Here is a 25,337-nt window from a genome sequence, read left to right as displayed (position 1 = left end):
AGGTTTTTGAAAATTTAAATACGTGTGTTTCATGTTCTCATAGACGTTCAAAACGGAGCGAACACTTGTTAGGGGGGCACCCCTTACACGAAATGATGGGGTATTTTGCGTAAAGGTATGAGAATGGATTGGTTCTAAGGCGTGCCAGTGCAATTTGACATCTACCGAGCCAAGAGAACAGTTGATATGGTTATAATCAATAGTGGTAGTATTTTTAGAACGATACTAGAAGTGATGATCGGTAAATATATCTTAGATTTGTTATTACCAAAAAACTTCAAAGAATAACAAAAGGTACACTTTCCAATAGGTTCGTGTACCTTTTTGTTATAGACTTATAAAATTAAAAAACCGACCTTTACGTTACGTGGTCGGCTTTTGGCTAAATACCGAAATTATTTTTACCATCAGTATGGTCCGCACTTTTTATTAAAGGATTAAATAATTCAGGTGGATTGAAAAGTGCAGCGATGTGAATATCCAAACCATCAGCAATCACTAGAAGAACGTCAAGTGAGAAACTTGTAGCTGTATTAGGAGCTTCAATTTTTGATAAATGACTGGTACTAATGTCAACTTTGGCAGCTAACTCTTCTTGTGAAAGTCCTCGCAAATTTCGATAAAATGAAATCCGTCGTCCGATTTCTTTATATATAGGAAAATATTTATCTTTATCTTTTTTCCTCAAAAGTTGCACTCTCCTAAATTTTGATTCTATGTACATTATAGGAAAGATATTGCAGTTAATGCACTTCTGACATATCGCAATATATTGCGATATATTAGAAACTTATGGTACAATATAGGTAAATAAATAGGCGAAGGAAAGACTTTAGTTAAAAAGACCGAAAGGCATTAAACGAATCGGTCCAATTGAGACTAAAATCAAAGGGGTAGGAATATACTGCCATCATCACAACGCGTAGTATAACAAAGGCAACTTACTGAATTTAGATATGAACTTTGGCGGAAGTCTATTTACACTCCAATGGTTCTTATTACTAATACTGCTTATCGCACCTTGGCCTATATGGCTGAATAGCTAGATTAAATTTAATAGTTAAGTATCAAGAAATATCGAAGGCATTGGAATTGAGGATGATTATATGTGGCAAAGATTATCAACAGAAAAGAAGCAAGAATATGAGCATCTTTGTTACATAATTCAAAAATTAAGCCGGGAAATTGATCAATTAGAAAAAGAGCAAAAGGATATAAACGAAATAAATCAGCGGCTAGAAGTTGCCTTAAACAATTGCTTTGATTTTATTCGGCGAGAATTTTACGATAAATAAATTATGGAAATGTAATTTTGGGAATCACGAGGGAATTGGAAAAAATCTTAAAGTCACCGAAAAGACGCTTAAACTTCTCAGCCTAGGAAATCGCATCCTGCTAGAGTAATCGAGATTCATTAAAGTATTATTTTTAACGTGTAAGTAAAGGGAAGCAAAAAGAATGTTCCTTTGCTTCCTATCAAGGGTTTGGGTTTTTAGAAATTTTAATACGTGTGTTTATGTTCGCCTAGACTTACGTTTAGGCGATATATTTGTTTAAGGGGTGCATACATTTACAGATAATTGTATTTTTAAACGGAATGATAATTTGAAAAAAGTGTCTTAGTATAATGTTCTAACGGATTATGCTTTTAAAACTGTTTATACAATAAAAATAATTGAATGAAATTTCTAATTAAATTTGTCAAATATCGCAGGATATTAATTATAAATGGAGAAAATACCCATATACTATTTTGCCTGATTATTTAAATTAGGTGAATAGGGCGGCATGACAGATAGTTATGCATTTGCAGAATATAAGAAACTTTTTTTGCCAGAATAAAATTGTTTGTATCCATTTGATGGACAGGACAAACAACTTGACCAGATAGAAAGTGCGATGGAGAAGGCATTGGTTGATACCGGCTTTGGCGAGATCGTTCTCAGTATCCCAGGAATAGGAATAGTGACTGCAGCAAGCTTTTTCGGCGAGATTGGTGATCCAATGAGATTTGATTATCCTCGCCAGATAAGCAGAATGGCAGGATACAACCTTGTTGAGGATAGCTCTGGGAAGAACCAGAGCGGGACAACGATATCAAAACGCGGTAGGAAAAATTTGCGAAGTGTCTTATATCAGATGGCTCGAACGATAATTGTAGTAAATGATGAAATGAAAGAACTTTACGTATACTTAAAAACACGCCCGAATAATCCTCTCAAGAAACAACAAGCCCTTGTTGTTATCGCAAAGAAGGTAATAACAGTGATATATACCCTAGTGAAAAAGAAAGTAGGATACCAGGCTGAATTAGTTCTTGGTGAATTCAGGCAAAACCAAATTAAACAGGCTGCTTAAAAAATAAGAAATCATAATATACGCCGATAAAGCGGAGATAAGGAGTCCGTCCCCATTAGCCCAAAGAGGCAGCATTCAAGCTTAAACACTATCTCTGCTTTTATCCATAAAACAGAACGAAGGAATGTAAGGGCATAGACCCAGCGAGTTGTGATAGGGTGAGTTTTTGGATAGTAATGGCGAAGTATAGTTTTTTATTGCGTCAATTTTTTCAATAGCACAGTATTAAAACAAAATATTGTGTTTAACGGAGCAATCCGTAGATAAATGTTCAAATAAAGAGATAGGAGATGGTTCGTTTGAGTCAGCATATACCGATGCGGCAGAGCCAAAGTTTCGGTGAGCATGGCTCAAACTACCCCCGGAATATTCAAGTCATCAATGCCACCCGTAATATACCTAACGGCGAAACTTTTGTTATCATAGGTAAAAATATAGCAGGATATATTTTTACCTAATGACTATTATCGGACTAGAAATTAGCATGGTAGCAAATGAAGAAAATGGGTAGCTAAATATTGCGCGTCAATGATGTTTCTTGTGGGTATGATAATCCACTTTATTGGTAATCACATTAAAAAGTGTAATATCTTTATATGTGCAGGAATTATACGGTAAATGAGAAGACGCTAAATATTGCTTAATTATTAATTGCTTTCCTTTTGGCGGATCAATTAGGAGTGATATTTTTGAAGATACGCAAATATCCACAACGTATTCTTTCGAGCATGACGAGATTTAAGGATGCTATCGGAAGGTTTTATCGAGATGGCAATAAACAGTGTTATTTAGTAAGAAATAACACCAAGATATATTTCGGGGAAGCAGAAAAATTACTTGGAACGGTAATTATGACTAACCCAGGATCGTACGGTTTAGATGAAATACCAGGGTGGAGTCGATTTAAGTCGGGCTATGGTGAAGTAGAGGCCATAGAGGGATTTGGTTATGCAGACCAGACTATGCAAAATATTATATGGGCGATAAAGGACGCGTTCAAGCTTATGAATATGTGCGTTCCATCTGGATATATAAGAGTACATAATCTTTCAAGTGTTGTTTGCCCTAACAGGGAAAGTGCCGAAGATTATCATCAGTATGTTAGACAAATTATTAATAGAAACAAAGCTGATGATAATTTGCTTGAGGAGTTTGCGACGAAAAATTTCGCAGAGTTTATTAAGATTTGCAACAACTCACCGTTTGTAATATTGGGATTTGTAAAAAATATTTTTTCAGATAAAGCTAATGATTTATTAAACTGGTCAAGCAGTTGTAGTAATGTATTAATCAGTTCAGATAATAGCGGTTGGCCATCACACCCTAGACGATGGAGAACGGAAATAGCTTTACATAACAAGGCAATTGCTGAAATAGTTAAGGTGATCAGTAAGGCTGATTTTTATAAATAAGTCGTTACTTGTCACGTAGTTTAGAAAAAGTGTTGCCTATACGTTGGAATGCGAATTTTTAAGATGTGAATATTCCATTGATAAGCTATCGTAGGAGTTTACAAATAATAGCTAGGTTAGTTGGTAAATCAAATATTAAAATAGGTGTAATTTTTTTTATTGCTGTCTTATCTGCTTCTTTTTTATCGGGATGCACAAATATAGCGATACTCAATGCTGAACAGATAGAAAAAGTTGACCTAAGAAGATTCGTTCCTCAAAATGACGCATCCATTGTAACTCGTTTCAATGGATACAAAATCGATATGTATCATGATACATATCGTATATAGCTTGCTGAGTAGTAATGAGCAAAGTATGACTTATAATGTCAAGCAGATAATCAGGTTACCATCCAGACCGAATGACCAATAGTAGATGATTTTGGATGGGTGATAACTAAAAATACAATTATGACTCTTGGACCATTTGGTAAGAACGTAGCGATGAATTTACCTGAATGGTCAGACGGAGAGTATAAGCACGTGCTAACTGGAATAGGTAAGACTGTAGAAACCAAGATTGGAAGCCTTACCGACTGCATCGAAGTTACATCTGAACGGTTAGGAAATGGTATTTCCTTTGGCTAACAGGAGAAAAAACTGTTGAGAAGTCTTACTGGGCACCAAATCTAGGTGAAGTAAAAAGATACATTAAAACTGGAGATATGGACTATTTTCTTATGTCTGAAATTGTTGGGTACCAAGGGCCTTCAGTAACGACTTCTACGAGTTCGGTTCTTAAGTCCAAAACCTTTACAAGTAGTATAAGGGCTAGTGATATGGCTCTAGTTGGACTACGGTTGGGCAGAGTAGTATTAATGACGCTAAGGAGACATTAGGCGAGTTCCCGACGGTTCTTAAATTAATGCAAAACGGGCCTAATGAAAGAAATGTTTGGGGGATTTTATATAGGAATACCAGCGTAGAAGTCATTACAGGTAATGATGCATTACCAGATAGATTGATATATATTGCGATTAAGGATTCATCTTGTTCGACAACTAAGGGAATAAAAGTTGGTGACAATATCCAAAGGGCATTGGCGTCGTGTGGTGAACCTACACGCATTAATAAAGATCAAAAAGAAGGTTGGTATTTTGTCGAAAGAGTTCCAGAGGTAAATAGGAAAGTTTCGCGTTACATATATCTGTCCCAAGAATCAGGAAAATATGGGAGACTAGTATTTACTGTCGATCCGACAAATAACATAATTCTGAGCATTGCTGCCTCAGTACTACCATTTGGCCCATAACTATATTTCCTTTTGTGCTAATATTGAGCATAGGCTCGAGTCTAGTTTAATACTGGGGAGAATATGAAAAGTGCTCCGGCCCGTGAGAATATGGGTCGAAGCACTTTTTGAATTTGGAGAGCCACTGCGTAGCAGTTTAGTACAATTAAAACGGATACACCAAATTATGGGGTATTTTGCGTAAAGGTATATAGATAAGAAAAGACAACCCTTACCGTGTTAAGTGATATTTTTGTAGGGGAAGTTGACATCCTTTATACGGATGGGGATTTTTACATATAATTGCAGGATTTTGTGTAAAAGTATGGAATATTTGATAAAAATGCCCCGTGAAGATGAATGGCCACTTTGGTGCATTTGTAATGGAGAAAATAGGTTTGCAATGGACTCTAAAAGTAAAACATGAAAATGAAGGGTATTTGATCCTGCAAATTTATATAAGTTTGCAGGATTTTGTATTTTTTATGGTAAATAAGGTATGTATATGGAAGATAGTTACTTGGAGGATCTTATGGAGGAAGAATTAGCACGGGATCGAGCGATAAGGCTATTCACTTTTTTAAGGCAATTGTCTGAATTGCGGACAAAAACTGTACGATCTTTAGAAAGCTATGAAAATGTTTTATGGCTTTCAGAGATCCCGAAGACTAAAGGATGCTTTTTTTATGCTTGGACAAATGAAGCTAACCCTAATAAAGATTCGTGGATTGAAATCGATAAGCCCTATATTATACCTGCTCCTTTGGTTCCTCCTGAAGTTCAGCCGTGGGTTATTAGTGGGCAGATTTCGGATTCTTCAATTGAGTGTCCCAAACTTGCAACTACTAGGGTCGTTGAGATTGTGGAGGAGCCGGAGACAGAGGGCGAAGAGTCAGGAAAGAAATCAGTAATTTTATCATTGGAAGATTATCCTGAAATCCAGAAGTCATGGGATGTATATCTAAAAAATCAATGGATGCCATGGGCAAATGAAGATAGAATCCTACAACAAACCCAGAAGGTTTATAGCGAACTTTATTCTATGTATCAGTATCAGCAACGTATGGGTGAAAGCTACGAGGTTGTGTTATGTACGGGGTATTTAACCTGGAAAACTATGCATGGACAGTTTATTCGTCGACATATTTTATCTTCACAAGCTTTAATTGGCTTCGATCCAGGGAAAGGACGAATTTCAATTGGTGCAAGTGTCGAAGGTGCTAAAACCGCACTTGAACAAGATATGCTCGAACCAGAGGAAAGGCCTGACTCCAACGAAATTCAGGTCATTGAAAGGTCTGTTAATGATCTTGGTGATGACATTACTAATAAGTCGGCAGTTGATAACATACTAAGGTCATGGATTAACACCATACCTAATAGCTTAGGTTATAACGACGAAATTTCTTTTAGTAAAAATATAGAGGATGCTGCTAAGATCACCTTCGCACCGGCACTGGTGTTGCGCCGCAGAACGGAACGTAGTTTGGTGCGCGCTTTTAAGGAAATTACCGAGCAGCTAAAAGAAACAGGAGTTGTTCCAAAAGGTCTACATAGCCTGGTCTATGATCCTGAAAGAGAGCAATTGCAAAGCGGTAGCGATGAACATGATAGAATAGAACTTGATATGGGGTTAGGCGAAAAGGGGGACAACTTAGTCTATTTTCCCTTGCTTGCGAACGATGAACAAATCGAAATTGCGAAGCAAATAAAATATCAACAAGGGGTATTGGTACAAGGTCCGCCTGGAACTGGTAAGTCACATACAATTTCAAATTTGATCTGCCACCTACTAGCAAGTGGGCAGAAGGTACTTGTTACAAGCCATACGTCGCGGGCTTTAACTGTTTTACGAGATAAAATTCCGGCAGAAATTGCGCCACTTTGTGTTGTCGCTTTAAGTGATGACGCCAAATCTTTAAAGGCATTAGAGACTTCGGTTAATGGAATAACCGAAAAATATAATATTTGGAATCCCACCTTAAACCAAAAAGAGATTGATCGTCTGTACCAGGAACTTGATGTTTGCCGTATTGCTGAGAATAAGGCTTCGGCAGAATTCCGTATAATACGGGAGTCTGAAACGCTACGACATATATCCAAATTCGGTTGTTATGACGGAAGCCTTAAGACAATAGCACAGCAGATTAAAGCGACTGAAGACTTGTATTCTTGGCTGGCGGATAATGTAGATGAAGAAAATGAGCCGCCGCTTAGCGACACGGAAATGAGCGAACTCCTCGAACTCGTTAGAAGCATTACCTCCGAACAGGAAACCGAAGCTAATAATTTCGTGCCCGAAATATCAAAACTGCCGTCTGTACATGAAATGCGTATTCTGTTTCAGAATGAAAGGTTGGCAAAGGATAGGTTCGCAGGTTTTCAAAGAGTAAAACATTCGGCTGAGTACGAGCAAATATCTAAATCTGACGTTGATAAACGGGCTAGGCTTCAAAAAGCACTGCTTGACCTGAACAGTAAAAGCATTGCTTTGTCTGAAAATATCTATCCATGGGCAAAAGAGGTAGTCCAGCAGGTTTTAGCTGGTATCACTTTTCCACCACAAGAGCTACAGCGCATAAGTTCACTTCATTTGAAGGGTATCGAAGCCAGCATCGGTGAGGTTGGCGCGCTAAATGTAACTGGAATAGACGGATATGATAAAAGTACTATAAAAATACATGCGAAGGCGTTATTGAATCATTTGGAAAATGGAGGTAGTTTGGGGTGGTGGAAGCTACGCCCGCGAGTAGTATCAGATGCTTTGTACATTATTGAAGAAATTCGTGTTGATGGGCACCCTTGTTCTTCAGTAACTGTTCTAAGGAAACTTATTGATTGGCTGATAATGAACGAACATTTTGTTTCTCTTGAAAATACCTGGGCCAGCAGAGACGAGAATATTGGAAGTGCGGTTTTTACTGTGCGCAAAGCTGAGTTTGACGGTAAACTAGCATCACTTGAAAGATGTTTGAGTTTAGAAAACGAATTATTAGCAGCTAAAGATGCCGTGTGTAGGATTGAGGGACTGTTTCAACCCATCTGGCATAACCGTAGCCAAGTTGAAATGTTAACTGAGGCAGTTGCGGCAGTTGATGCTTGCCAAGAATTATTGGATACAACTAATAAAATAGAAACAATACTGCAAACTTTGCAGCAGCAGATTGACAACAATAAAGACATTCACCCGCTGGTCATCGAGCTACATGGTGCAGTGAAAACAAGGAATAGTGAAGCATATTGTTTGTTGTTACAACAGTTCCAGGAATTATCAGCATTAAAAAACAGTGTAAATCGACGCCGTCAGTTGATATCACGCTTACGGGAAAGAGCTTATAGCTTGGCTGAGGCTATCCAGCAGGATCCGAATAATAAACAATGGGATATTAGACTGGAAAATTTTACGGCAGCCTGGAACTGGGTCAGGGCTGATAGATGGTTGAAGCAAGTTTCTGACCCTGTTCAGCACGAGCAGCTTGAGCTTCAAATTGATCAGTTGAGGAAAAAATCCCAACAAATCGTTGCCGAGCTTGCGGCCGCTAAGGCGTGGCGTAGTTGCTTGTCACGGTTGACTGATTATGAGAATGGTCACTTAAAAGCGTGGCAGATGGCGATGGGGCGACTCGGCAAAGGCAATAGTGTACGGGCGAACGAATATCGTCGCGAGGCCCGTAAGCATATGGAGGAGTGTCGTTCAGCCATTCCAGCCTGGATTATGCCGATTTATCGTGTGGCTGAAACAATTGAAATGAAACCTAGTATTTTCGACGTTGTAATAGTCGATGAAGCCAGCCAATCTGGGCCAGAGGCCCTTTTTCTTCAGTATATCGCAAAAAAAATTGTTGTTGTTGGCGATAACAAACAAATTAGTCCGCAATTCGTGGGGCTTAACAAAGATGATGTTGCTCTACTGCGCCAGCGTCTTATTTCGGATATACCCTTTAGCGATGCACTGGGTATAGAACACAGCTTTTTTGACCATGCTTTCATCCGCTATACAGGTCAAATATGCCTCAGGGAGCATTTTCGTTGTATGCCTGAAATCATTCAGTTTTCTAACAACTTATGCTATAGTTCAACACCGCTAATTCCATTAAAGCAGTTTGGAGGAAGCAGGCTTTCGCCAACAGTAGGTACGCGTTACATTTCGGAGGGCTATCAGAAGGGACGTTCGCCTAGAATTACTAATCCACCTGAGGCGCAGGCAATCGCTGGATTTTTGGCGGAGTGTTGCCGAAAAAAAGAGTACGAGGGCAAAACCTTTGGGGTAATCAGCTTACTTGGAGAGGAACAAGCAAAAATAATTTATTCTTTATTAATCCAATTAATAGGGCCATCGGAGATGGAGCAAAGGGGGCTAATCTGCGGTGATGCGTATGCTTTTCAAGGTGATGAACGAGATGTCATCGTGCTGAGCATGGTTTCTGCACCGGGTGAGGATCATAGGATTGGTACCTTGGCCAAGGCGGATGACGAAAAGCGATTTAATGTTGCTGCGAGTCGGGCCAAAGAGCAGATGATACTCTTTCATTCAGCGACACTTGATGATCTTAGTTCACAATGCTTAAGAAGTAAGCTGCTTAAATATTGTCTAGATCCAAAAGTCGAGCCGGTAGGCGTTGAAGAACATAATATAAATAGCCTCAGACTGCTGGCAGATTCGGCAAACCGCAGTCAAGTAAATCCACCCCATCCATTTGATAGTTGGTTTGAATTAGATATTTTTTTGGAGATAGTATCAAGGGGTTATCGCGTTATTCCTCAACATGAGGTTGCTGGTTACCGTATAGATTTGATAGTCGAAGGGATGCGTGGAAGACTGGCAGTTGAGTGTGACGGGGATTACTGGCATGGTCCCGAGCAATATGACCGTGATATGGTGAGGCAGCGCCAGCTTGAAAGAAGTGGATATATCTTCTGGCGTATTAGAGAAAGTACCTACTATCGTAACTCTGAAGTAGCAATGAAATCACTCTGGACTACTTTAGAAAGTATGGGCATCTATCCTGGTGAGCAGGTCACTATCAATGTGGGAAAAAGTGATAGCAGTTGCTCAGATAAAACCAGCAACGAACAGGATACGAATGTTAATAATACCGATAATAATTTGACCGCGGATCATTCAAGCATTAAAGGAGCGGAGCGTCAAGTACTAGGTAAGACCGCAGAAAAGTTTCAAGAAGAGCTAACAGAGCAAATAAGGGAAGCTAAAGCAACTGAATCGTTACTACCAATCGATGGTTCCAGCACAACAGGTTTAGAAACTCCTTATAATAATTGGCCTGCGCATTCTGTTCCTGACCCTAGAACTGCGCCAGAAGCTAATGTACTGAATGCACTAATTGAAATTATTAAAGCTGAGGGTCCAATTATTGGCCACCGAGTCTATAGAATATACTTAAATGCGTGCGGTATACATCGGACTGGGAGACAGCTTCGTTTCGTATTTAACAAAATTGTTACTAAAGCCGTAAGAGAGAAACTTATTTTGGAGACTAACGAGTATAAATTACAGGATCAAATCCATAAAATCCTGCGCACACCCGATAGTCCGCCTGTTGTGGTTAGAAATCGGGGGAACCGAACTCTAGAAGAAATCCCTCCGGCTGAAATTGCTGAGGTAATGCGGCTATTGACGGAGAGTCAGTCGGAACTTAAAAACGACAAGGAGAAACTATTTAGATCTGTCTTAGACAATTATGATCTTGTTCGCATGACAACAAATGCCAAGGATATTTTAGAAAAGGCACTGGGTATGGGGTAATTGCGATTAAAGCACATCCATATATGGCAAATGGGTGCACAAAAATAATTTGCTATGAAAGGCGGTGATGATGCACATGCGGATGTATGTTGGGCTTACAGATTTCGATTGGTTTAAGACTTTGAAGCAAGCAAATTGCGATGAGGTTAATTTTTGGAAACCTGGAGGCAAAACTAATTTTAAGGCATTAAATGAAGGTGAATTATTTTTATTTAAATTGCACAGCCCGCAAGATTATATTGTGGGCGGCGGCTTTTTCTTAAAGTTTTCCATTTTGCCCTCTTCATTGGCTTGGGAAGCATTCGGCATTGCCAACGGTGCCAAGAGTTTGTTAGAACTTAAGGATCGAGTGCACAAATACAAAAAGACAAACCGTTTATCTGATCCCGACCCACAAATCGGCTGCATCATCCTCTCCATGCCTTTTTACTTGGAAGAAAGAGACTGGATTCCCGCCCCGAAAAACTGGAATCGCAATATTGTGCAAGGGAAAACCTATGATGCTTCTGAAGCTTATGGATTAGCACTATTTGAACAGATTCAAGATAAACTTAGAAATCGAGAATTCGTACCATCAGTTGTAAAAGAGGATGCAGCAGACAATCGTTACGGCAAAGAGCAACTAATTAAACCAAGGATCGGCCAAGGTGCCTTTAAGGTATTGATCACAGATGCATACCAAAGAAGATGTGCAATTACCGGCGAAAAAACACTGCCTGTTCTTGAGGCAGCGCACATAAAACCATATAGTCTTGAGGGGCCGCATGCAATCAACAATGGATTGCTTCTCCGGCGGGATTTTCATACCTTGTTTGATCGAGGATATATTACTGTTGATAAATCCCTGACGGTAGAAGTGAGCCATCGGATCAAAGAAGATTTTGGCAATGGCAAGGAATACTATGCTCACCATGGCAGCAAACTGATTATTCTGCCTGAACGGAAAGAGCAGATGCCAGACTCGCGTTATCTGGAATGGCATAATGAAAATGTTTATCTGGGGTGAATAGAAGTAGTTATAGAGCCAATAGGAGAGGCGTTTTTCGATGGAAGAATCTGAAAGCTATGTTTATAAAAAAGAAGTAGATTGGTCTTTGTTGCATGAAGGGTTGACATTGCCTGTTGAAAATCAAGTGGTGTTTGGCCGCATTATGAATCGTTTTCTAGCCAGAGGTGAGTCTAAGGAGATAACCTTGTACTTAAATGGAAAGGGTTATGCAGCAAAAATAACAAATGTAAATTTTTCACAGAGGTTTCATCGCGTGAAGGACACGCTGCAAATAAGATATTCTCGAAATAGTGAATTAGCACAAGCATTGCGAGGTTGCTTTAGTAATAGCTATCGTTTTTTTGTTGAGAGGAGAAAACTTCGCTTACCGGATGATCGGCGCATAATAAGGTTGACGCAGGATGCTATGGAATATTTGGCTATTTATACAACAGAATACGATGATACATATGTTTTGGAACCCATTTTAGTCGAGGACATATTCGTTTTGCATAAGGTTGTAGAAAAACAGTCGGAGCGAGTTATGGAAGCAAGTTTTAACTATGATGTGGCAGATGAAAATGCAACAATATTTGCATCGGAACGGATTGCCAAGCTTCGTAAGCTGAATAAGAAAATCGGAGATAACTTGAAACTGTTGTATGAATACCGCTGTCAGATCTGCGGCAGACAAATTGGCGAAGCATATGGATCGCATGTTGTTGAGGCACATCATATCGATTACTTCGTGCAAAGCCTGAACAACGATTCGCAAAATCAGCTGATTGTTTGCCCAAATCATCACAGCATTATTCACGATGCAAATCCCGTATTTGATCGAAAACGACTGCTTTATTTATATCCGAATGGTAAGCAGGAAGGATTTGCGCTAAATTTGCACCTTGGATGATACTGAAAATATTGATAGAAAGAAATATTTATTCAATGTTAAGGAAGTGATAATATGACTGTCGAAAAAATTGCCACAGCCATCAAAAATATACTACCCAACCAGGCAATCTATATTTCAGAAACTTTAGAATTGTTGATGGATACATTAAATAGCACAAGAGTAGAAATGCCAATCGGGACGGTTCCTACTGACAACGGAACTCTTGCTGAGCAGTGTTGCAGATTATCGAGAGTGTAACTCACGGGTACAAAGGAAGAAAAGTATAATCCAGGTGACGGTTTCGGTTGTAGAGAACGGAGTTATTGACAACAAAGTATTCTCAGCAATAATATGACAAAAATAAAGACACCGCAAAGTAACGTCCGGACTTTAGTTGGGCAGATTTTTTAATATACAAGCAGCTGGGAAAGATGAAAGTTGCCAGTTGCTGAGCAAATCGTATGTATGGGAGAAAATGTAGTGCGAAAGACAAAGAAAAGGGCGCAACGGCTTCAGTCAGCCCAGCTATGGATGTTAAAATATGAAGGAAAGAACATTGTTAAAGGTTATAGAAAACATTTTGGCGTAGATATAATATGCGCTATTACAGAACTTCAACTGCTTGGATATAAATTTACTGACGAATACACTAACAGTGTAAGAAGAACAATTGAAGCTGAGCGAATAAAGCGACTAGAAAAGAAGAAGCAAAAAGATTTAGCGGGTCTAATATCTTCTGATTCTGATGACACATTTTATTATATTGCTGGATATACTTCCGGCGGTGCACCTTATGGCATAACCTGGGAAGAAGCGGAATGCTTTGTTGGCGAAGATGACGAGTAAGGAGAATAACGATGCCTGTGAAAATAAAGGACTTGGTTGCTGAAATGAAAATGCAAATGGACGAATACAGGCAGTATCTGAACAAAGAAACAGGGATGATTCTTACTGTTAGTAATGAGGACATGGCAATTGCCGAGGAATCGGAAGAAGACGAGGATTCTTCGCAGTATCCTGATTGGCAACGATAATCCATACAAAAGGATACAAGGGGAAGGTTCTGATGTCTCCTATGATTTGGCAATAGATACAATGGGGATGCTTTGTTTCCTTACTATTGAGGTTTGACAGTATTTACGATGGTTCCTGTCAATATTTCTCGTTCATTCGAAACAAGGGAAAGGAAATAAGTTATTTAATATCGAAAAGAAAGGGAAGCAGAGGGACGGTTCTGATGATTCGCATTTTAGTTGGAACATTTAAACAACAAATAATAGGTCTAAACCTTGATGAATAAAGGTTTAGACCTCGTTTTCTCTTAAGAGGAGTCAAGCATTATATGTAGAAACATATTATTTAAGGAAAAACATGGGAAAGAGATATTGTTTTTGACATAAGAGCGTTAGGAGCAGAAGCGGGGTCATAGAAGCGGGGTCAGGCTTGCGTTACTGCATAGTACAATGATTTATCATCTTAGATGTAAAGAGATTGTGAGATAGATGAAAAAAATGCCAAGAATGAGATGGCGGAAAAACTATCAGTAACTCCGTAGCAGATACACTGGGATGCTCAAAACAAAGAAAGCTTGGACATTATTGTTGAAATTAGAGTAAACAATGCAATAACGCAAGCCCTGACCCTATGCTTCCCCCTATGCTTCCCGAGGTGTCAATAGGGACGGTTCCGTTTGACAGCGGAATTTTGCTGAGTTGTGTTGCCGATTATGGAAATTGTGACTCACGGGGACAACGGAAGACAAGGGGACAGTTTGGTTGCTATTGTAGATTTATACTCCGACAGGGTATAAATTGATCAAAAGTAATCCAGTGAAAGAAGCAAAGGGACATTCTTTTGATTCCAATTGCAGATAATGATAGGATTAAAGCAAGAACGTAGGCCCTGAATTGCTTTCCTTCATGGGAGAGGCAAATTCAGGGCTTTTTCTATTTGTCAATGGCGTGGATTACCAGTTTTATTCGATGTCCTCTGGATACGCACACAAGAAGAATACCCAGTAGTGATTAAAGGAGAAAACACCAAGATTTATGCTTATCGTTTACTTATATGAACTTTCTATGTACGTTGACCTTTTCAGTATGGCTCAGTAATGGTTTAGCAATGTGTAAGTTCTTTTAACTCCATTAGGCGGTATAGAAAAAAATCCGGCGGATCAAAGATTTGTCGGGTTTTCTTTTGGTTTGTGAGTATCGCTGATAGACTACGGAAAACCACCGCCGTGCGGTACCGCGTTGCATAAACAATAGTCGATACTATGGCGCTATATCGGTTTTGACGGTGCTTTTATTGGAGGAGATTCGAGCGGAGTGCATCGAGCGGTATGAGCTATATCATATGATGGTTAAGAGCAAGAAGGAAGATCTTTTTCTCGGAACATGTTAATAAAATGAGTTGCAGTTATCGGCAATACTTCCTTTTTGCGCCAGATTAGTGCGCTGGATGTTGTAACAACAGGTTTTGTTATTTTTTTTACTATTAGAGAGGAATTTGATAAAAGATTGATGGCAAATTCAGGAACAATGGCGACACCAAGTCCACATAGAGACCAAGTTAGAAGGGGAACTATTTCGTCACTAGTGCAAAGAATATTAGGTTCAAAGCCGTTTTGGTGGAAGTAGTCAAAAATAATTGTTTCATATCGTCGATGTATTAATAAGGGCTGATCTTTTAGATTAATAAGGGGTAGTTCCTCATCCTCTATAGTAATGACTTGAGAATGCGCTGCCATAACCATGCCTTCGGTGGGGACGGCAACATAATCATAAAGAGACGAATCAACCGGAAGACGGACAAAGCCAATATCAATGAGATGAGAATTTAGCAGTTCCAATATGCGTTGGGTATCTCCTTGTCGTAGGTCAAAAGAAACCAAAGGGTAAGTTTGGAGAAACATTCGTATAACTTCTGGTAACAATAACCTTCCTGATGAATTGATTATTCCGATAGTTAATTTTCCCCGTATTCCGTTTGCAGTTTCCCGTACTTCATTCATGGCCGACTGAATTAAGTCCAGGACTTGTTCTGCTTTGCGTTTCAATACGTAACCCGCTTCTGTCAAGCCAATGTGCTTTTTAGTTCTTTGCAAAAGTTGTACGCCTAATTCTTGTTCTAATAAAATCATCTGTTGACTAAGGGGAGACTGGGTGATGTGTAGTCGGTCGGCCGCCTTAGTAACTAGTCCTTCTTCCGCAACGGCCAGAAAGTACTTGAGTTGGCGAATGTCCATCGTAATCGACCCTTTCGTAAAAAAAAATGTAGTTGAAAATCGAATATAAGTTAGTTGAAATACGTGTTTTTAATCTAATTATTTCTTTGTTATAATATTAGTTGCGAAAGAATATGAAGTCAAGGTTTGTTTTGCAGTATGTGTAGGCTGTGATGTTTTTAATGGAGGAATTAGGGGAATGGAAATGATTGCTTTACCATTGGTCGGATTCTTGATAGGGCTGTTAATAATCTCTTTGGGCGGCGGCGGCGGTGGTATTTATGTGGGAATACTTACTGCTTTTTTCAATGTTCCACCTGCGATTGCCGCAGCCACTTCGCTTGCCACTATTATACCTACGACCACGATAGGAACGTTTAGTCACTGGAAAGCGGGCAATGTAAATCTTCACTTCGGGCTGATAATGATGGGCGGAGCTGTCATAGGGGCTATTGTTGGTTCCTTATGCTCCGATCTCTTACCACAAAGTCTTTACACTAAACTTACTGGTATATTGCTCTTGATTTTAGGCGTTCAAATGATCATGGCATATCATAAAAAAAATAAAGATAAATTAAAAGATGAGCAAATAACAAATTACGAACGCAATGCGTCTGATACGATCAAAGCCGTAATATATGGATTTCTTGGAGGAGTTATGTCCGGGTTGGTCGGTGTGAGCGGTACCACCCCAATCGTTGCGGGCCTTACGGTTTTAGGATGCGGTGCACTTGAAACTGTTGGAACTTCCGTATTTGTTCTGGTTGGCATATCTATCGCCGGCTTTGTAATGCATCTTGGCCTTGGAAATGTGAACTGGATGCTTGTCGGGCTCTTAGTTTTGGGGACAATGTCAGGAGCGTTTTTGGCACCAATTATTCTTAAAAGGTTCAGTAAAGATAAATTGGAAAAAATATTGCCTCCAATTCTTATAGTGATGACGCTTGTGATGGGAGCTATAGTAGTTTTTAGATAATTGCCTTAAGTCTGTATATCATGGTCTGGAGGCCGATCCCTAATACGCGAATGGCAATTGGAAGGCACTGCGCTGGCTAAACAGCGAGCGTATAGGAAAGGAGATAAAAATGAAGATTAAATGGTTTGGACATTCTTGTTTTTTAATTACCGCCGATAATGGTGTAAGTGTCTTGACGGACCCCTTTGACGGGACCGTAGGCTATAAGGTGCCGGAAGTGGCGGCGGATATTGTTACTACAAGCCATGACCATCATGACCATAATTATACCCAAGCGGTGCAGGGAGACTTTCTTCACGTAAATAAGACCGGCACTTTTTCCCATAAAGGGATTGAAATGGTAGGTGTTGCCACTTTCCATGACGAGCGGAATGGTGCGCAACGCGGGAAAAACACGATTTACAAGTTTATTGTGGATGGGATACATATTTGTCATTGCGGGGATTTAGGGCACATGTTAACTCCTGAGCAGATGAAAGAGATAGGCCATGTTGACACTTTGCTGCTCCCGGTAGGCGGATTTGCTACCATCGGACCTGAGCAGGCGGTAGAAGTCACAAAGTTGCTGAATCCTTCGTTGATTATTCCTATGCACTTTCAAACAGAGGTTCTTAATTTCCCCCTTGCAGGGGTAGAAGATTTCCTCGAGAAAATGGGGGGCGGTCAGCACGTAGGCAAACAGGAAGTCGAGTTTGACAAGGAAAGTCTGGGGTCAGTGTCAAGTGTAATGGTTTTTGAATATGAGTAAAAATTTACTCGTTTTGTAGTGCTATATTTGCATAAAAATGTGAAGGAATTTATAAAGGGGCTGTCGCATTAAGACAGCTCCTAAAAACAAAAAAACGGTAACCAGAAATAGCCGGAAGCCGTTTTTGTTGTAAAATCAGGTTATGACAACTGAAAATTTACAATCAGATTATATAGTAAAAACGGGGATATATATCAACTATTTCTTTTGCCTATGGATATTGGCAAAATGATTTCAGCAGAAGGCTCGAAGCGACATTGGCAGGCGTGAGAACACGTCCTACGATACTCAAAGCGAGAGCTATCTCTGCCACATGGGTCACTCCATCACAACAGTTGGCAGATATATTTTTAAAATGGCAAGATTCATATTGACTATGGTTGTTACTGCTTCCGGGAGATTTGCTCAGAGAATGCGGTATATTTAGAGGAGAGGGCCATGTGCTAAAGCTAGCACGGCAGTTTTTGGGAGTGCCCATTCCATAGAAATCCGTTATATCTCGCCGGAGAGATGTCTTTGTATAACCGTCCTGAAAAGAATCGTGTGGGATAATCGAATCTGGGGACGTTTGGTTGCGGATGGTCGGGCATAGGCGGCATATTTTGAAGAACTTGCTAAGAGAAGATGAACGGGACGAGGGGACAGGTACGGTGTCCCACTAAATGATTCCCTGGAACGGGTATATGAAAGTAGGCTTTCATCTGTTCACCTGTGTCAAGCAAGCCTGAACCCGGGAACCTCGAAGAACCTTACCCCGCGCTACTGCGCCGAACAAGATTACTGGGATAAACAACCTGTCCCCTCGTCCCTCTAGCACTCGATGCCGCAATCGAGGCTGCCCGAGCGGGTGAGCAGGGCAGAGGTTTCGCAGTGGTGGCTGAAGAAGTGCGAAAGTTGGCGGAACAGTCCCGGGACGCAGCAAAGAAGATTGAGGTACTGATTGCGGAAATTCAGGTGGACACTGAAAAAGCTGTTGTAGCTATGACCGATGGGACTAGAGAGGTTAAGAAAGGAACTGAAGCTGTCAATGATGCAGGTGTGGCGTTTAGGGAAATCGCAGATTTAGTGACTCAGGTTTCGAGCCAGATTAAAGAAATCTCAGTAGCTATCAGTGAGACGGCAACTGGCAGCCAGCAGATTGTAAGTTCGGTCAGGAAAATTGACGATCTTAGTAAGAATGCGGCGGGCGAAGCGCAGAGCGTTTCGGCAGCTACGGAGGAACAACTTGCTTCCATGGAAGAAGTCGCAAGTGCAAGTCAGGCGCTTACTAATCTGGCCGAAGAAATGCTTGCCACAGTCAGACATTTTAAAATATAAATTCTACTTGATATTGCGGGAGAAGAAAATATGCTTCAGGAATTGCTAAGGATGTCGTTTGCAATGGGATGATGGTTGAGTGAAAAAGAGCTTTATTTTTTGCACAGAACCCTTGATTTTGTGAGGTCTTTTTTGTCGACTAGATGCCAGAAACCATTATTCGTCAAAAGTTTAATAAAAGAAGAGCTGATTTTTAATATAAGAATATGATATATAGAATAACCCAAAGGGTTACGGAGGAATCTGGAGTAGTTTTATTAACATGTGATGGCTTACGATTTCATTTTGGAAGCTTTGAATATAAGTTGCGCACTACAATTATTAGCATAAGGGTAGTGGAGTAGGGAAATATAGCCGTCTGGCGATGTCTCAAGAAGTCCTTCAAACACGTTCATTCAAATTTGGATAGCGGTATGGTAATATGAGCTGACTATCTTAGGCTCTTAGAGGAGTGAGGCTATGGCAAGATATATAACTAAGGGAGTATGCGCCAAGGAGATCCGGTTTGACGTAAAAAATGGAAAGATTTACAATGTGAAGTTTATAGGAGGTTGTAAGGGAAACTTAAATGCTATTAGCAAATTAATTGAAGGGATGTCAGTGGAAGAAGTTATTAAGACGTTCAAGGGAAATACTTGTCGTAACAAGACGTCTTGTACCGATCAACTTGCTCGGGCGTTGGAAAACCTAAAGAACTGATGTTTTGCGTACAAAAAGGCGATAAGAATTTGTAATCTCTTCAAGAATAGGGGGTACCGAACCTTTACGCGAATCTCCAAATTCGCGTATTAGTATCACGTTTCTATCAAAACACACGTTGAGTGCGTCATGGTGAAAGAAAAAATAATGATTTTTTGATCACCAGACCATGTGTTAGCCGAGAGGTGTTTTCTTTTAACTTGTTATGTTAATACGATGCATGTTGAGTGCGTAGCGTTGATAGAGAAGCTTAAGGCTTGATTTTAAAGGCTTCGCGGGTTTCTGTCATTTAAATGCCTCAAGGGTAGTGTGCTTTTGTAGTATATGGGAACATATTTTATGAAAGCTATCTAGCCCCCTGGGGTCGCGTAATACGTGAAGATAAGCGAGTTTCGCGAAAAAGTATATGGCATTTCGAGGGGTTACGGAAAGAAAATTAGCATGGATCTATTAAAAGCTTATGAGCAAATCATTTAGCCGAGAAAGCGCAAGGAGGTATTAATACCTCCTTGCGCTTTCTCGGCTTTTCTATATATAGTATTTTTATCGATGCTTGGCATTTTTTACTTTAAAACAGACAACTCTACGGAGAGTTTATTGTATAGCAGAAGAAGTCTTTGTACAATTTATTACATGGAGGTGCAGAACAATGCAAAACACTAAAGTCGGAAATATAATCCGCACCTTGCGACAGGAATGCAATATGACGCAAAAACAGCTTGCGGACAAAATGAATATTAGTGACAAAACCGTTTCCAAGTGGGAGCGTGGGTTGGGGTGTCCGGATATTTCGCTTATTCCAGAGCTTTCAGATATTCTCGGAGTTGATACAAAAAAATTGCTAGTCGGCGATATGACTCCGAATGATTTTGTAGGAGGCAATATGAAAAACACCAGATATTATGTCTGCTCAATATGCAATAACATTTCACTTTGCACCGGCGAAGCAGAGGTTTCATGCTGCGGCAAAAAGTTAACGGTTCAGGCAATGAAAAAAGCGGAAGAAAGTGAAAAACTGTCTGTCCAAGTCATAGAAGACGATTGGTATATTACGAGTGATCACCCTATGACAAAGACGCATTACATTTCTTTTGTGGCTTTTGCCACGGGCGATCGTATCCATTTAATCAAGCAGTATCCCGAGTGGAATTTAAATGTGCGTATCCCCAAAAGAGGACATGGAATGCTGATTTGGTATTGCACAGAACACGGTTTATTCTATCAGTTAGTTTAAAAAGGAGAATTAAATGAAATGAAATTTATAGTATTTAACGGAAGCCCCGCCGGGGCAAACAGCAACACAAAGCTATTATATTGCGAAAAGGCTGCACAGACATTATCACCCCCTGCATTTCTACGGTAGACCCTGTTTCTGCTGCTGTTTCTGCTGTTTCTGACCCATGCCAACAGCGCGCGGCAGACAACTACCCCGTATGGAAGAGTTGGTAGCGCGGGCCGAGGCAAGGGCACACCAGTACATGATCGGGGAAGCCATTGACATTATTGTGTATCTGCGCTACAGCGGACTGCAACGGAGAGTGGAGCAGATTCTTGCCGTTGACGGCTGGGATGCAGCTAAGGAAGAATATTTGGTCAGAGATTTGTGTGCTTAAAGGGGAGGTGGTCCATTTGACCACCTCAGACTGTAAACAAAAGGGAAATCACTCCTCAATTATGGTAAAATATAAATGAGGGGTGATTTTTTTGTACATCAAAGATACACTAATGAAACTCACGCTGCCCTTCATGCTCCGCACGTTTTTCCGGCCCGAACTGGATTTCCGGGTGCGGCTGTTCAATCTGCTCGCCATGTCGGGTATTGTTATTAGCCTGCTTAATGTGGTGTTTTCGTCGGCAATTGTCGGCGACTTCCCCATGGTGGTTATCAATTTTGGCAGTGCCTGCCTTGCCGGCGGGCTGCTTTACTATTCCAATACCAGCGGCCAGTATCAGCGCTGTTACCTGATTACCATTATCGTTATCTTTTTCGCAGGCTTTGCCTTGCTGTTTGTGGCTGGCGGCGGCCACCGCAGCGGCATGCCGTCCTTCTTTATTTTCAGCATTTTGTTTACCGTGTTTATGCTGGAAGGCCGGAAAATGTTTATTGTCGCCGCTTTGGAGATTATCTTTTACGGCCTGCTTTGTCTGTATGCCTATGCTGTGCCGTCCCATATCGTTTGGTTTGAAACCGAAGAAGAGGTTATTGCCGACATTGTTTTCGGCTTTGTGACTGTCAGCGTCATTTTAGGCATCACTATGCACTTAAGCTTTCGGCTGTACAACATCCAGCAGCGTCAGCTTGAGCAGGCCCGTGAGGAAGCCATCCGGGCCAACCAGGCCAAAAGTCTGTTTCTCGCCAGTATGAGCCATGAAATCCGCACCCCTCTCAACATTATGCTGGGCATGAACGAAATGATCGTAAGGTCGCGCCCCCCGGCGGAGCTTGCCGGCTATGCCGCCAGGGCTCAGGATGCGGGGCGGATGCTGCTGGCTCTGATTAATGACATTTTGGATGTTGCCAAAATCGAATGCGGCAAGCTCGAGCTTGTGGAGGAAGCCTACCTTACCGAGACATTAGTACAAAATCTGGTGCAACTGGGCCGGGAGCAGAGCGAAAAAAAAGGTCTGTCCTTTGCCGCCGAGGCCACCGGACTGCCGTCCGCGCTGTGGGGCGATAGTCTGCACCTGCGGCAGATTGCCGCCAATCTTATCAGCAATGCGGTGAAATATACGGCTGCCGGTTCGGTAAGGCTGAGTCTGACCGGCAGGGAACTGCCGGACAAAAGCGGCACACTGCTTACCATCGCGGTGGCCGATACCGGCCAAGGCATTTCGCCGGAGTTGCTGCCTACCATCTTTGACGCCTTTGTCCGCAGTGAAGAGGCCTGCAACAGCAAAATCGAAGGCACCGGCCTCGGCCTGGCCATTGTCAGGGAACTGACTGAGCGGATGGGCGGACGGCTGGCGGTTGCCAGCGAATACGGTCAGGGCAGTACCTTTACGGTAGAAATTCCCCAGCGCTATGCTGACGATAGCGCACAGGGGGATATAGAACCGCACCCCTGTGCGCAGAGCTTTGTTGCGCCGCAAGGACGCATTCTGGCGGTGGACGACAATGAGGGCAATTTGAGTGTGCTGAAGGCCCTGCTAGCCCGGACGCTGCTGCAGCTTGACACCGTGTCGGGCGGTCAGGAGTGTCTGGACAAGGCGCGTCAAAATCAGTACCATGCTATTTTGCTGGACTATATGATGCCGCACATGGATGGTATTGAGACGGTAAGCAGACTGCGGCAAATGAACTGCCATACGCCAGTCATTGCCCTGACTGCCGATGCTACACCCGGCACACGGCAAAAGCTGCTGGCAGCAGGCTTTGCCGACTATCTCACCAAGCCTGTCAGCGGCAGCTGTCTGGAGCAGACGCTGCTGCCCTATTTACCGGCGGAACTGGTAACACTGGTACATGCCGATGTAGATGGGAGCCGTACGGACGAGATGGTACAGCAGCAGGCACAATGCCTGTTGCCCTATGACATTTCGCTGACTGACGGACTCTCCTTTGTCGGCGGCAATCTAGCCCAGTATCAAGCCATTGCTGGTATTTTTCTCACCCATACGGCAGCTATTCCTCAGTTGCTGCGTAACCTTGCCGCGGAGGGGGATCACCAGTCCTTTGCCCGCACCGTCCATTCCCTGAAAAGCCAGGCCGGGCTGGTTGGCGCCGGAGAACTTGCCGCTCTTGCCCGGCGGCTGGAAGAGAAATGCGCCGCCGGGCAAACGGCCTATCTCGAACCTGCCCTGCCGCTGCTCATCCATGAACTGAACCTGGTTTGCCAGGGACTGAGCCGATTTTTGGCAAACGCGTCTGTCGCTGCCGAAGAGCCGCCGGCAGCGCCTGTCCCGGGCAAAGCAGAACTGCTGGCGCACGCAGCCGCCGCTATCGCCAATTATCAGCGCGCAGCCAGTAGAGAGGCGCTGACGCAGTTGCTCGCGCTGGAAGGGGATGCTGAACGCCGGTTGCTCCTGGAGCAGATCGAGATGGCTGTCGACCAGCTTAATTTTGAAGAGGCGGAGGGGCTTTTGCAGACGTTCCGCCGGATAGAGCAGAAAGGGGAGGAAGCCTGTGACAACGAAAGGTAAAATTTTCGTGGTAGATGACGATATCGGTTTACTTACCGTCATTGAAGAACTGCTCCGGAAAGAGTATGAGGTAAGTCTTGCCAAATGAGGGGCGCTGGCTGCCCGCTTTTTGGAGAAGGGTGGCTCGCCGGATTTGATATTGCTTGATATTGACATGCCGAGTATGGACGGCTTCGAAATGCTGCTCATGCTGCGTTCAAAAGTAGTGTCCCGCCTGTTCGACCGCCTGGACATTGATAAACGCAGTGCGGTAAAAGGGTGCTTTTATTAGCCACGACAAACGCACGAATGTGATTTTGCACAAATTTTCGTAGGGCGACGCCCTCGGCGCGCCGGTTAAACTGCCTACTATACAGGCAGTTTTTCTTATATCCTGACAAAAAGGTAACTTTTCAGGTCTATTTTTATTTATCTCCTGCGGTATATAGTTAAGAAAAGCGCAAGGAGGGAATGCTGTGCCAGCTTATCTAGCGGCTCTGCTATTCTGCGCGGGCGTGATGGCCGTTGTGGCTCTTATCACTGTAGGGCAGAGGTGGCTGTTACCCTGGCCGCGCCGGTTCCTCATCATAGGCAGCCTGCTGCTGGCCCTGCTGATGAGCTTGTATTTGGCCATGACTCTACTGCTCGTAATTAGAGATTAAAAGAGCCTGTTGAAAAAGGCCCATCTGCGTTGTTGGCCTTCGTTCGGGCATCCTCGACGTACACAAAACGTACGCCTCCGGTGCCCGAACTCGTCCGCCTAGCATCTGAACCTTTTTGAACAGTCTCTAAACATGCAAAAAGGAGTTGCTTATTATGCGAAAATTCATCCGAACGCTAACTGCCGTACTGCTATGCTCATTGACCCTAAACATACCGCTGAGCCATGCTTGTGAAGACGGCAAGGCTTTGTCAACAGCAATCGGTAAAGACGCGCCATCCGTAGAAATTGTCGTCCGCGAGGGCAAGATCGCTATTTACAGCCAAGATGAACGGCACGCCCTTTTGCAGGAAATCCCCTATAGTACCCCCGGTTACGCCAATTATGCCTCTAATGCGCTGGTTCAATTCGAGGACATGAACTTTGACGGCTATATGGATTTGAAAATCGCCGCCTCCGTGGGCCGTGCCAACCGGTATGACGACTGCTGGCTGTGGGATACGACCAGCCGGAAATTCGTTTTGCATGAGGCATTAAGTCAGCTTGCCTCGCTGGTATTCAATCCGGAGAGCAAGACTGTGCGTTCCTATACCCATATCAGCGCCTCCGACAGTGAAGAAGCGACTTACACCTGGAAAAACGGCAAGCTGTCGCCGATCCAAAGGATCGAGCGCACCGCCAGCAAGGACGGCAAGAAGCTGATCGAACGAGAGTACCACCCCCATGAACAAGGCAAATTGCGGCTGGTGCGGGAGCAAGAAGTTTCGCCGGAAGAGGCAATGAGGAACCAAGACGAGGATGTGTGATGCATCATGAAAAAAAGTATGTATGTCAGTATACCCATGTCGGTTTAGGTCTGTATACCGCCCCTAATGGCTCCATTTATGGTGTGCAGTATTTGCTAA

23 protein-coding genes and 1 pseudogene are annotated in these 25,337 nt (G+C 42.3%); 22 read left to right on the top strand and 2 right to left on the bottom strand.

Annotation, left to right across the window (positions count from 1 at the left end):
- Positions 1-382: 382 nt before the first annotated feature.
- On the bottom strand, positions 383-688 hold the full coding sequence (locus tag SALPA_RS02485; protein ID WP_145089365.1) for a helix-turn-helix domain-containing protein: 306 nt from the start codon (positions 686-688) through the stop codon (positions 383-385).
- A 418-nt stretch (positions 689-1,106) separates the two neighbouring features.
- On the opposite strand from SALPA_RS02485, the gene SALPA_RS02480 reads away from it, so the two are divergent.
- The 12 genes from SALPA_RS02480 to SALPA_RS28140 all read left to right on the top strand — a co-directional run bounded on the left by SALPA_RS02480 (position 1,107) and on the right by SALPA_RS28140 (position 13,720).
- Positions 1,107-1,295 (top strand): hypothetical protein, encoded by a 189-nt coding sequence (locus SALPA_RS02480; protein ID WP_145089363.1) that lies wholly within the window; start codon positions 1,107-1,109, stop codon positions 1,293-1,295.
- A 553-nt stretch (positions 1,296-1,848) separates the two neighbouring features.
- On the top strand, positions 1,849-2,358 hold the full coding sequence (locus tag SALPA_RS02475; RefSeq protein WP_222427840.1) for a transposase: 510 nt from the start codon (positions 1,849-1,851) through the stop codon (positions 2,356-2,358).
- A 299-nt stretch (positions 2,359-2,657) separates the two neighbouring features.
- A complete protein-coding gene (locus tag SALPA_RS28145; protein WP_186450875.1) occupies positions 2,658-2,816 on the top strand; it encodes a hypothetical protein in 159 nt (52 codons plus the stop codon).
- A gap of 231 nt (positions 2,817-3,047) precedes the next feature.
- Positions 3,048-3,770 (top strand): hypothetical protein, encoded by a 723-nt coding sequence (locus SALPA_RS02470; RefSeq protein WP_145089360.1) that lies wholly within the window; start codon positions 3,048-3,050, stop codon positions 3,768-3,770.
- A gap of 452 nt (positions 3,771-4,222) precedes the next feature.
- Positions 4,223-4,399 (top strand): hypothetical protein, encoded by a 177-nt coding sequence (locus SALPA_RS29485; RefSeq protein WP_222427839.1) that lies wholly within the window; start codon positions 4,223-4,225, stop codon positions 4,397-4,399.
- Between the two features lie 277 nt (positions 4,400-4,676).
- Positions 4,677-5,063: a hypothetical protein gene (locus tag SALPA_RS29480; RefSeq protein ID WP_222427838.1), complete on the top strand. Its 387-nt coding sequence runs from the start codon at positions 4,677-4,679 to the stop codon at positions 5,061-5,063.
- A gap of 484 nt (positions 5,064-5,547) precedes the next feature.
- Positions 5,548-10,806, top strand: a complete 5,259-nt coding sequence (locus SALPA_RS02465; protein WP_186450874.1) for an AAA domain-containing protein — start codon at positions 5,548-5,550, stop codon at positions 10,804-10,806.
- 82 nt (positions 10,807-10,888) lie between these two features.
- Positions 10,889-11,812, top strand: a complete 924-nt coding sequence (locus SALPA_RS02460; RefSeq protein WP_222427837.1) for an HNH endonuclease — start codon at positions 10,889-10,891, stop codon at positions 11,810-11,812.
- A 40-nt stretch (positions 11,813-11,852) separates the two neighbouring features.
- Positions 11,853-12,704, top strand: a complete 852-nt coding sequence (locus SALPA_RS02455) for an HNH endonuclease (RefSeq protein WP_145089351.1) — start codon at positions 11,853-11,855, stop codon at positions 12,702-12,704.
- A 54-nt stretch (positions 12,705-12,758) separates the two neighbouring features.
- Positions 12,759-12,944 (top strand): hypothetical protein, encoded by a 186-nt coding sequence (locus tag SALPA_RS02450; RefSeq protein WP_145089348.1) that lies wholly within the window; start codon positions 12,759-12,761, stop codon positions 12,942-12,944.
- A 207-nt stretch (positions 12,945-13,151) separates the two neighbouring features.
- Positions 13,152-13,532: a hypothetical protein gene (locus SALPA_RS02445; RefSeq protein ID WP_145089810.1), complete on the top strand. Its 381-nt coding sequence runs from the start codon at positions 13,152-13,154 to the stop codon at positions 13,530-13,532.
- 11 nt (positions 13,533-13,543) lie between these two features.
- The gene (locus tag SALPA_RS28140) at positions 13,544-13,720 is read left to right on the top strand and encodes a hypothetical protein (protein WP_186450873.1); all 177 of its coding nucleotides are present in this window, start codon (positions 13,544-13,546) and stop codon (positions 13,718-13,720) included.
- Positions 13,721-15,048: 1,328 nt separating this feature from the next.
- Here SALPA_RS28140 and SALPA_RS02440 read toward each other — a convergent pair.
- Entirely contained in the window at positions 15,049-15,933 is an 885-nt protein-coding gene (locus tag SALPA_RS02440; protein WP_145089345.1) for a LysR family transcriptional regulator, read from the bottom strand.
- Positions 15,934-16,111: 178 nt separating this feature from the next.
- Between SALPA_RS02440 and SALPA_RS02435 the strand changes: the two genes are divergently transcribed.
- From SALPA_RS02435 to SALPA_RS02390, 10 genes and pseudogenes are all read left to right on the top strand, one after another.
- Entirely contained in the window at positions 16,112-16,888 is a 777-nt protein-coding gene (locus SALPA_RS02435; RefSeq protein WP_145089342.1) for a sulfite exporter TauE/SafE family protein, read from the top strand.
- A 109-nt stretch (positions 16,889-16,997) separates the two neighbouring features.
- A complete protein-coding gene (locus tag SALPA_RS02430) occupies positions 16,998-17,636 on the top strand; it encodes an MBL fold metallo-hydrolase (RefSeq protein WP_145089339.1) in 639 nt (212 codons plus the stop codon).
- Positions 17,637-18,446: 810 nt separating this feature from the next.
- Positions 18,447-18,953, top strand: a pseudogene (locus tag SALPA_RS02425) (methyl-accepting chemotaxis protein); the annotation flags it as partial.
- A gap of 459 nt (positions 18,954-19,412) precedes the next feature.
- A complete protein-coding gene (locus SALPA_RS02420) occupies positions 19,413-19,652 on the top strand; it encodes a TIGR03905 family TSCPD domain-containing protein (RefSeq protein ID WP_145089336.1) in 240 nt (79 codons plus the stop codon).
- 649 nt (positions 19,653-20,301) lie between these two features.
- Entirely contained in the window at positions 20,302-20,886 is a 585-nt protein-coding gene (locus tag SALPA_RS02415) for a helix-turn-helix domain-containing protein (RefSeq protein WP_145089333.1), read from the top strand.
- Between the two features lie 166 nt (positions 20,887-21,052).
- A complete protein-coding gene (locus SALPA_RS02410) occupies positions 21,053-21,265 on the top strand; it encodes a hypothetical protein (protein WP_145089330.1) in 213 nt (70 codons plus the stop codon).
- A 91-nt stretch (positions 21,266-21,356) separates the two neighbouring features.
- Positions 21,357-23,792, top strand: coding sequence for an ATP-binding protein (locus SALPA_RS02405; protein WP_145089327.1), 2,436 nt, complete (start codon positions 21,357-21,359; stop codon positions 23,790-23,792).
- 109 nt (positions 23,793-23,901) lie between these two features.
- On the top strand, positions 23,902-24,063 hold the full coding sequence (locus SALPA_RS02400; protein ID WP_186450871.1) for a hypothetical protein: 162 nt from the start codon (positions 23,902-23,904) through the stop codon (positions 24,061-24,063).
- Positions 24,064-24,247: 184 nt separating this feature from the next.
- On the top strand, positions 24,248-24,433 hold the full coding sequence (locus tag SALPA_RS02395; RefSeq protein ID WP_145089321.1) for a hypothetical protein: 186 nt from the start codon (positions 24,248-24,250) through the stop codon (positions 24,431-24,433).
- Positions 24,434-24,587: 154 nt separating this feature from the next.
- Positions 24,588-25,238: a hypothetical protein gene (locus tag SALPA_RS02390; protein ID WP_145089318.1), complete on the top strand. Its 651-nt coding sequence runs from the start codon at positions 24,588-24,590 to the stop codon at positions 25,236-25,238.
- Positions 25,239-25,337 lie beyond the last annotated feature (99 nt).

Origin of the sequence: Sporomusa sp. KB1, from assembly GCF_007830295.1 — a bacterium.
Taxonomy (GTDB): domain Bacteria; phylum Bacillota; class Negativicutes; order Sporomusales; family Sporomusaceae; genus Sporomusa.
Note: the sequence above shows the minus strand (reverse complement) of the source record. Positions and strands in the feature narration are given on the sequence as shown.

Excerpts from the sequence above, each read along its gene's own strand:
- SALPA_RS02440 (WP_145089345.1), bottom strand. The coding sequence starts at position 15,933 with ATGGACATTCGCCAACTCAAGTACTTTCTGGCCGTTGCGGAAGAAGGA.
- SALPA_RS02460 (WP_222427837.1), top strand. The coding sequence starts at position 10,889 with ATGTATGTTGGGCTTACAGATTTCGATTGGTTTAAGACTTTGAAGCAA.
- SALPA_RS29480 (WP_222427838.1), top strand. The coding sequence starts at position 4,677 with ATGCAAAACGGGCCTAATGAAAGAAATGTTTGGGGGATTTTATATAGG.
- SALPA_RS28140 (WP_186450873.1), top strand. The coding sequence starts at position 13,544 with ATGCCTGTGAAAATAAAGGACTTGGTTGCTGAAATGAAAATGCAAATG.
- SALPA_RS02465 (WP_186450874.1), top strand. The coding sequence starts at position 5,548 with ATGGAAGATAGTTACTTGGAGGATCTTATGGAGGAAGAATTAGCACGG.
- SALPA_RS02415 (WP_145089333.1), top strand. The coding sequence starts at position 20,302 with ATGCAAAACACTAAAGTCGGAAATATAATCCGCACCTTGCGACAGGAA.
- SALPA_RS02410 (WP_145089330.1), top strand. The coding sequence starts at position 21,053 with ATGCCAACAGCGCGCGGCAGACAACTACCCCGTATGGAAGAGTTGGTA.
- SALPA_RS02455 (WP_145089351.1), top strand. The coding sequence starts at position 11,853 with ATGGAAGAATCTGAAAGCTATGTTTATAAAAAAGAAGTAGATTGGTCT.
- SALPA_RS02420 (WP_145089336.1), top strand. The coding sequence starts at position 19,413 with ATGGCAAGATATATAACTAAGGGAGTATGCGCCAAGGAGATCCGGTTT.
- SALPA_RS02435 (WP_145089342.1), top strand. The coding sequence starts at position 16,112 with ATGGAAATGATTGCTTTACCATTGGTCGGATTCTTGATAGGGCTGTTA.
- SALPA_RS02445 (WP_145089810.1), top strand. The coding sequence starts at position 13,152 with ATGGGAGAAAATGTAGTGCGAAAGACAAAGAAAAGGGCGCAACGGCTT.
- SALPA_RS02450 (WP_145089348.1), top strand. The coding sequence starts at position 12,759 with ATGACTGTCGAAAAAATTGCCACAGCCATCAAAAATATACTACCCAAC.
- SALPA_RS02430 (WP_145089339.1), top strand. The coding sequence starts at position 16,998 with ATGAAGATTAAATGGTTTGGACATTCTTGTTTTTTAATTACCGCCGAT.
- SALPA_RS02390 (WP_145089318.1), top strand. The coding sequence starts at position 24,588 with ATGCGAAAATTCATCCGAACGCTAACTGCCGTACTGCTATGCTCATTG.
- SALPA_RS02480 (WP_145089363.1), top strand. The coding sequence starts at position 1,107 with ATGTGGCAAAGATTATCAACAGAAAAGAAGCAAGAATATGAGCATCTT.
- SALPA_RS29485 (WP_222427839.1), top strand. The coding sequence starts at position 4,223 with ATGACTCTTGGACCATTTGGTAAGAACGTAGCGATGAATTTACCTGAA.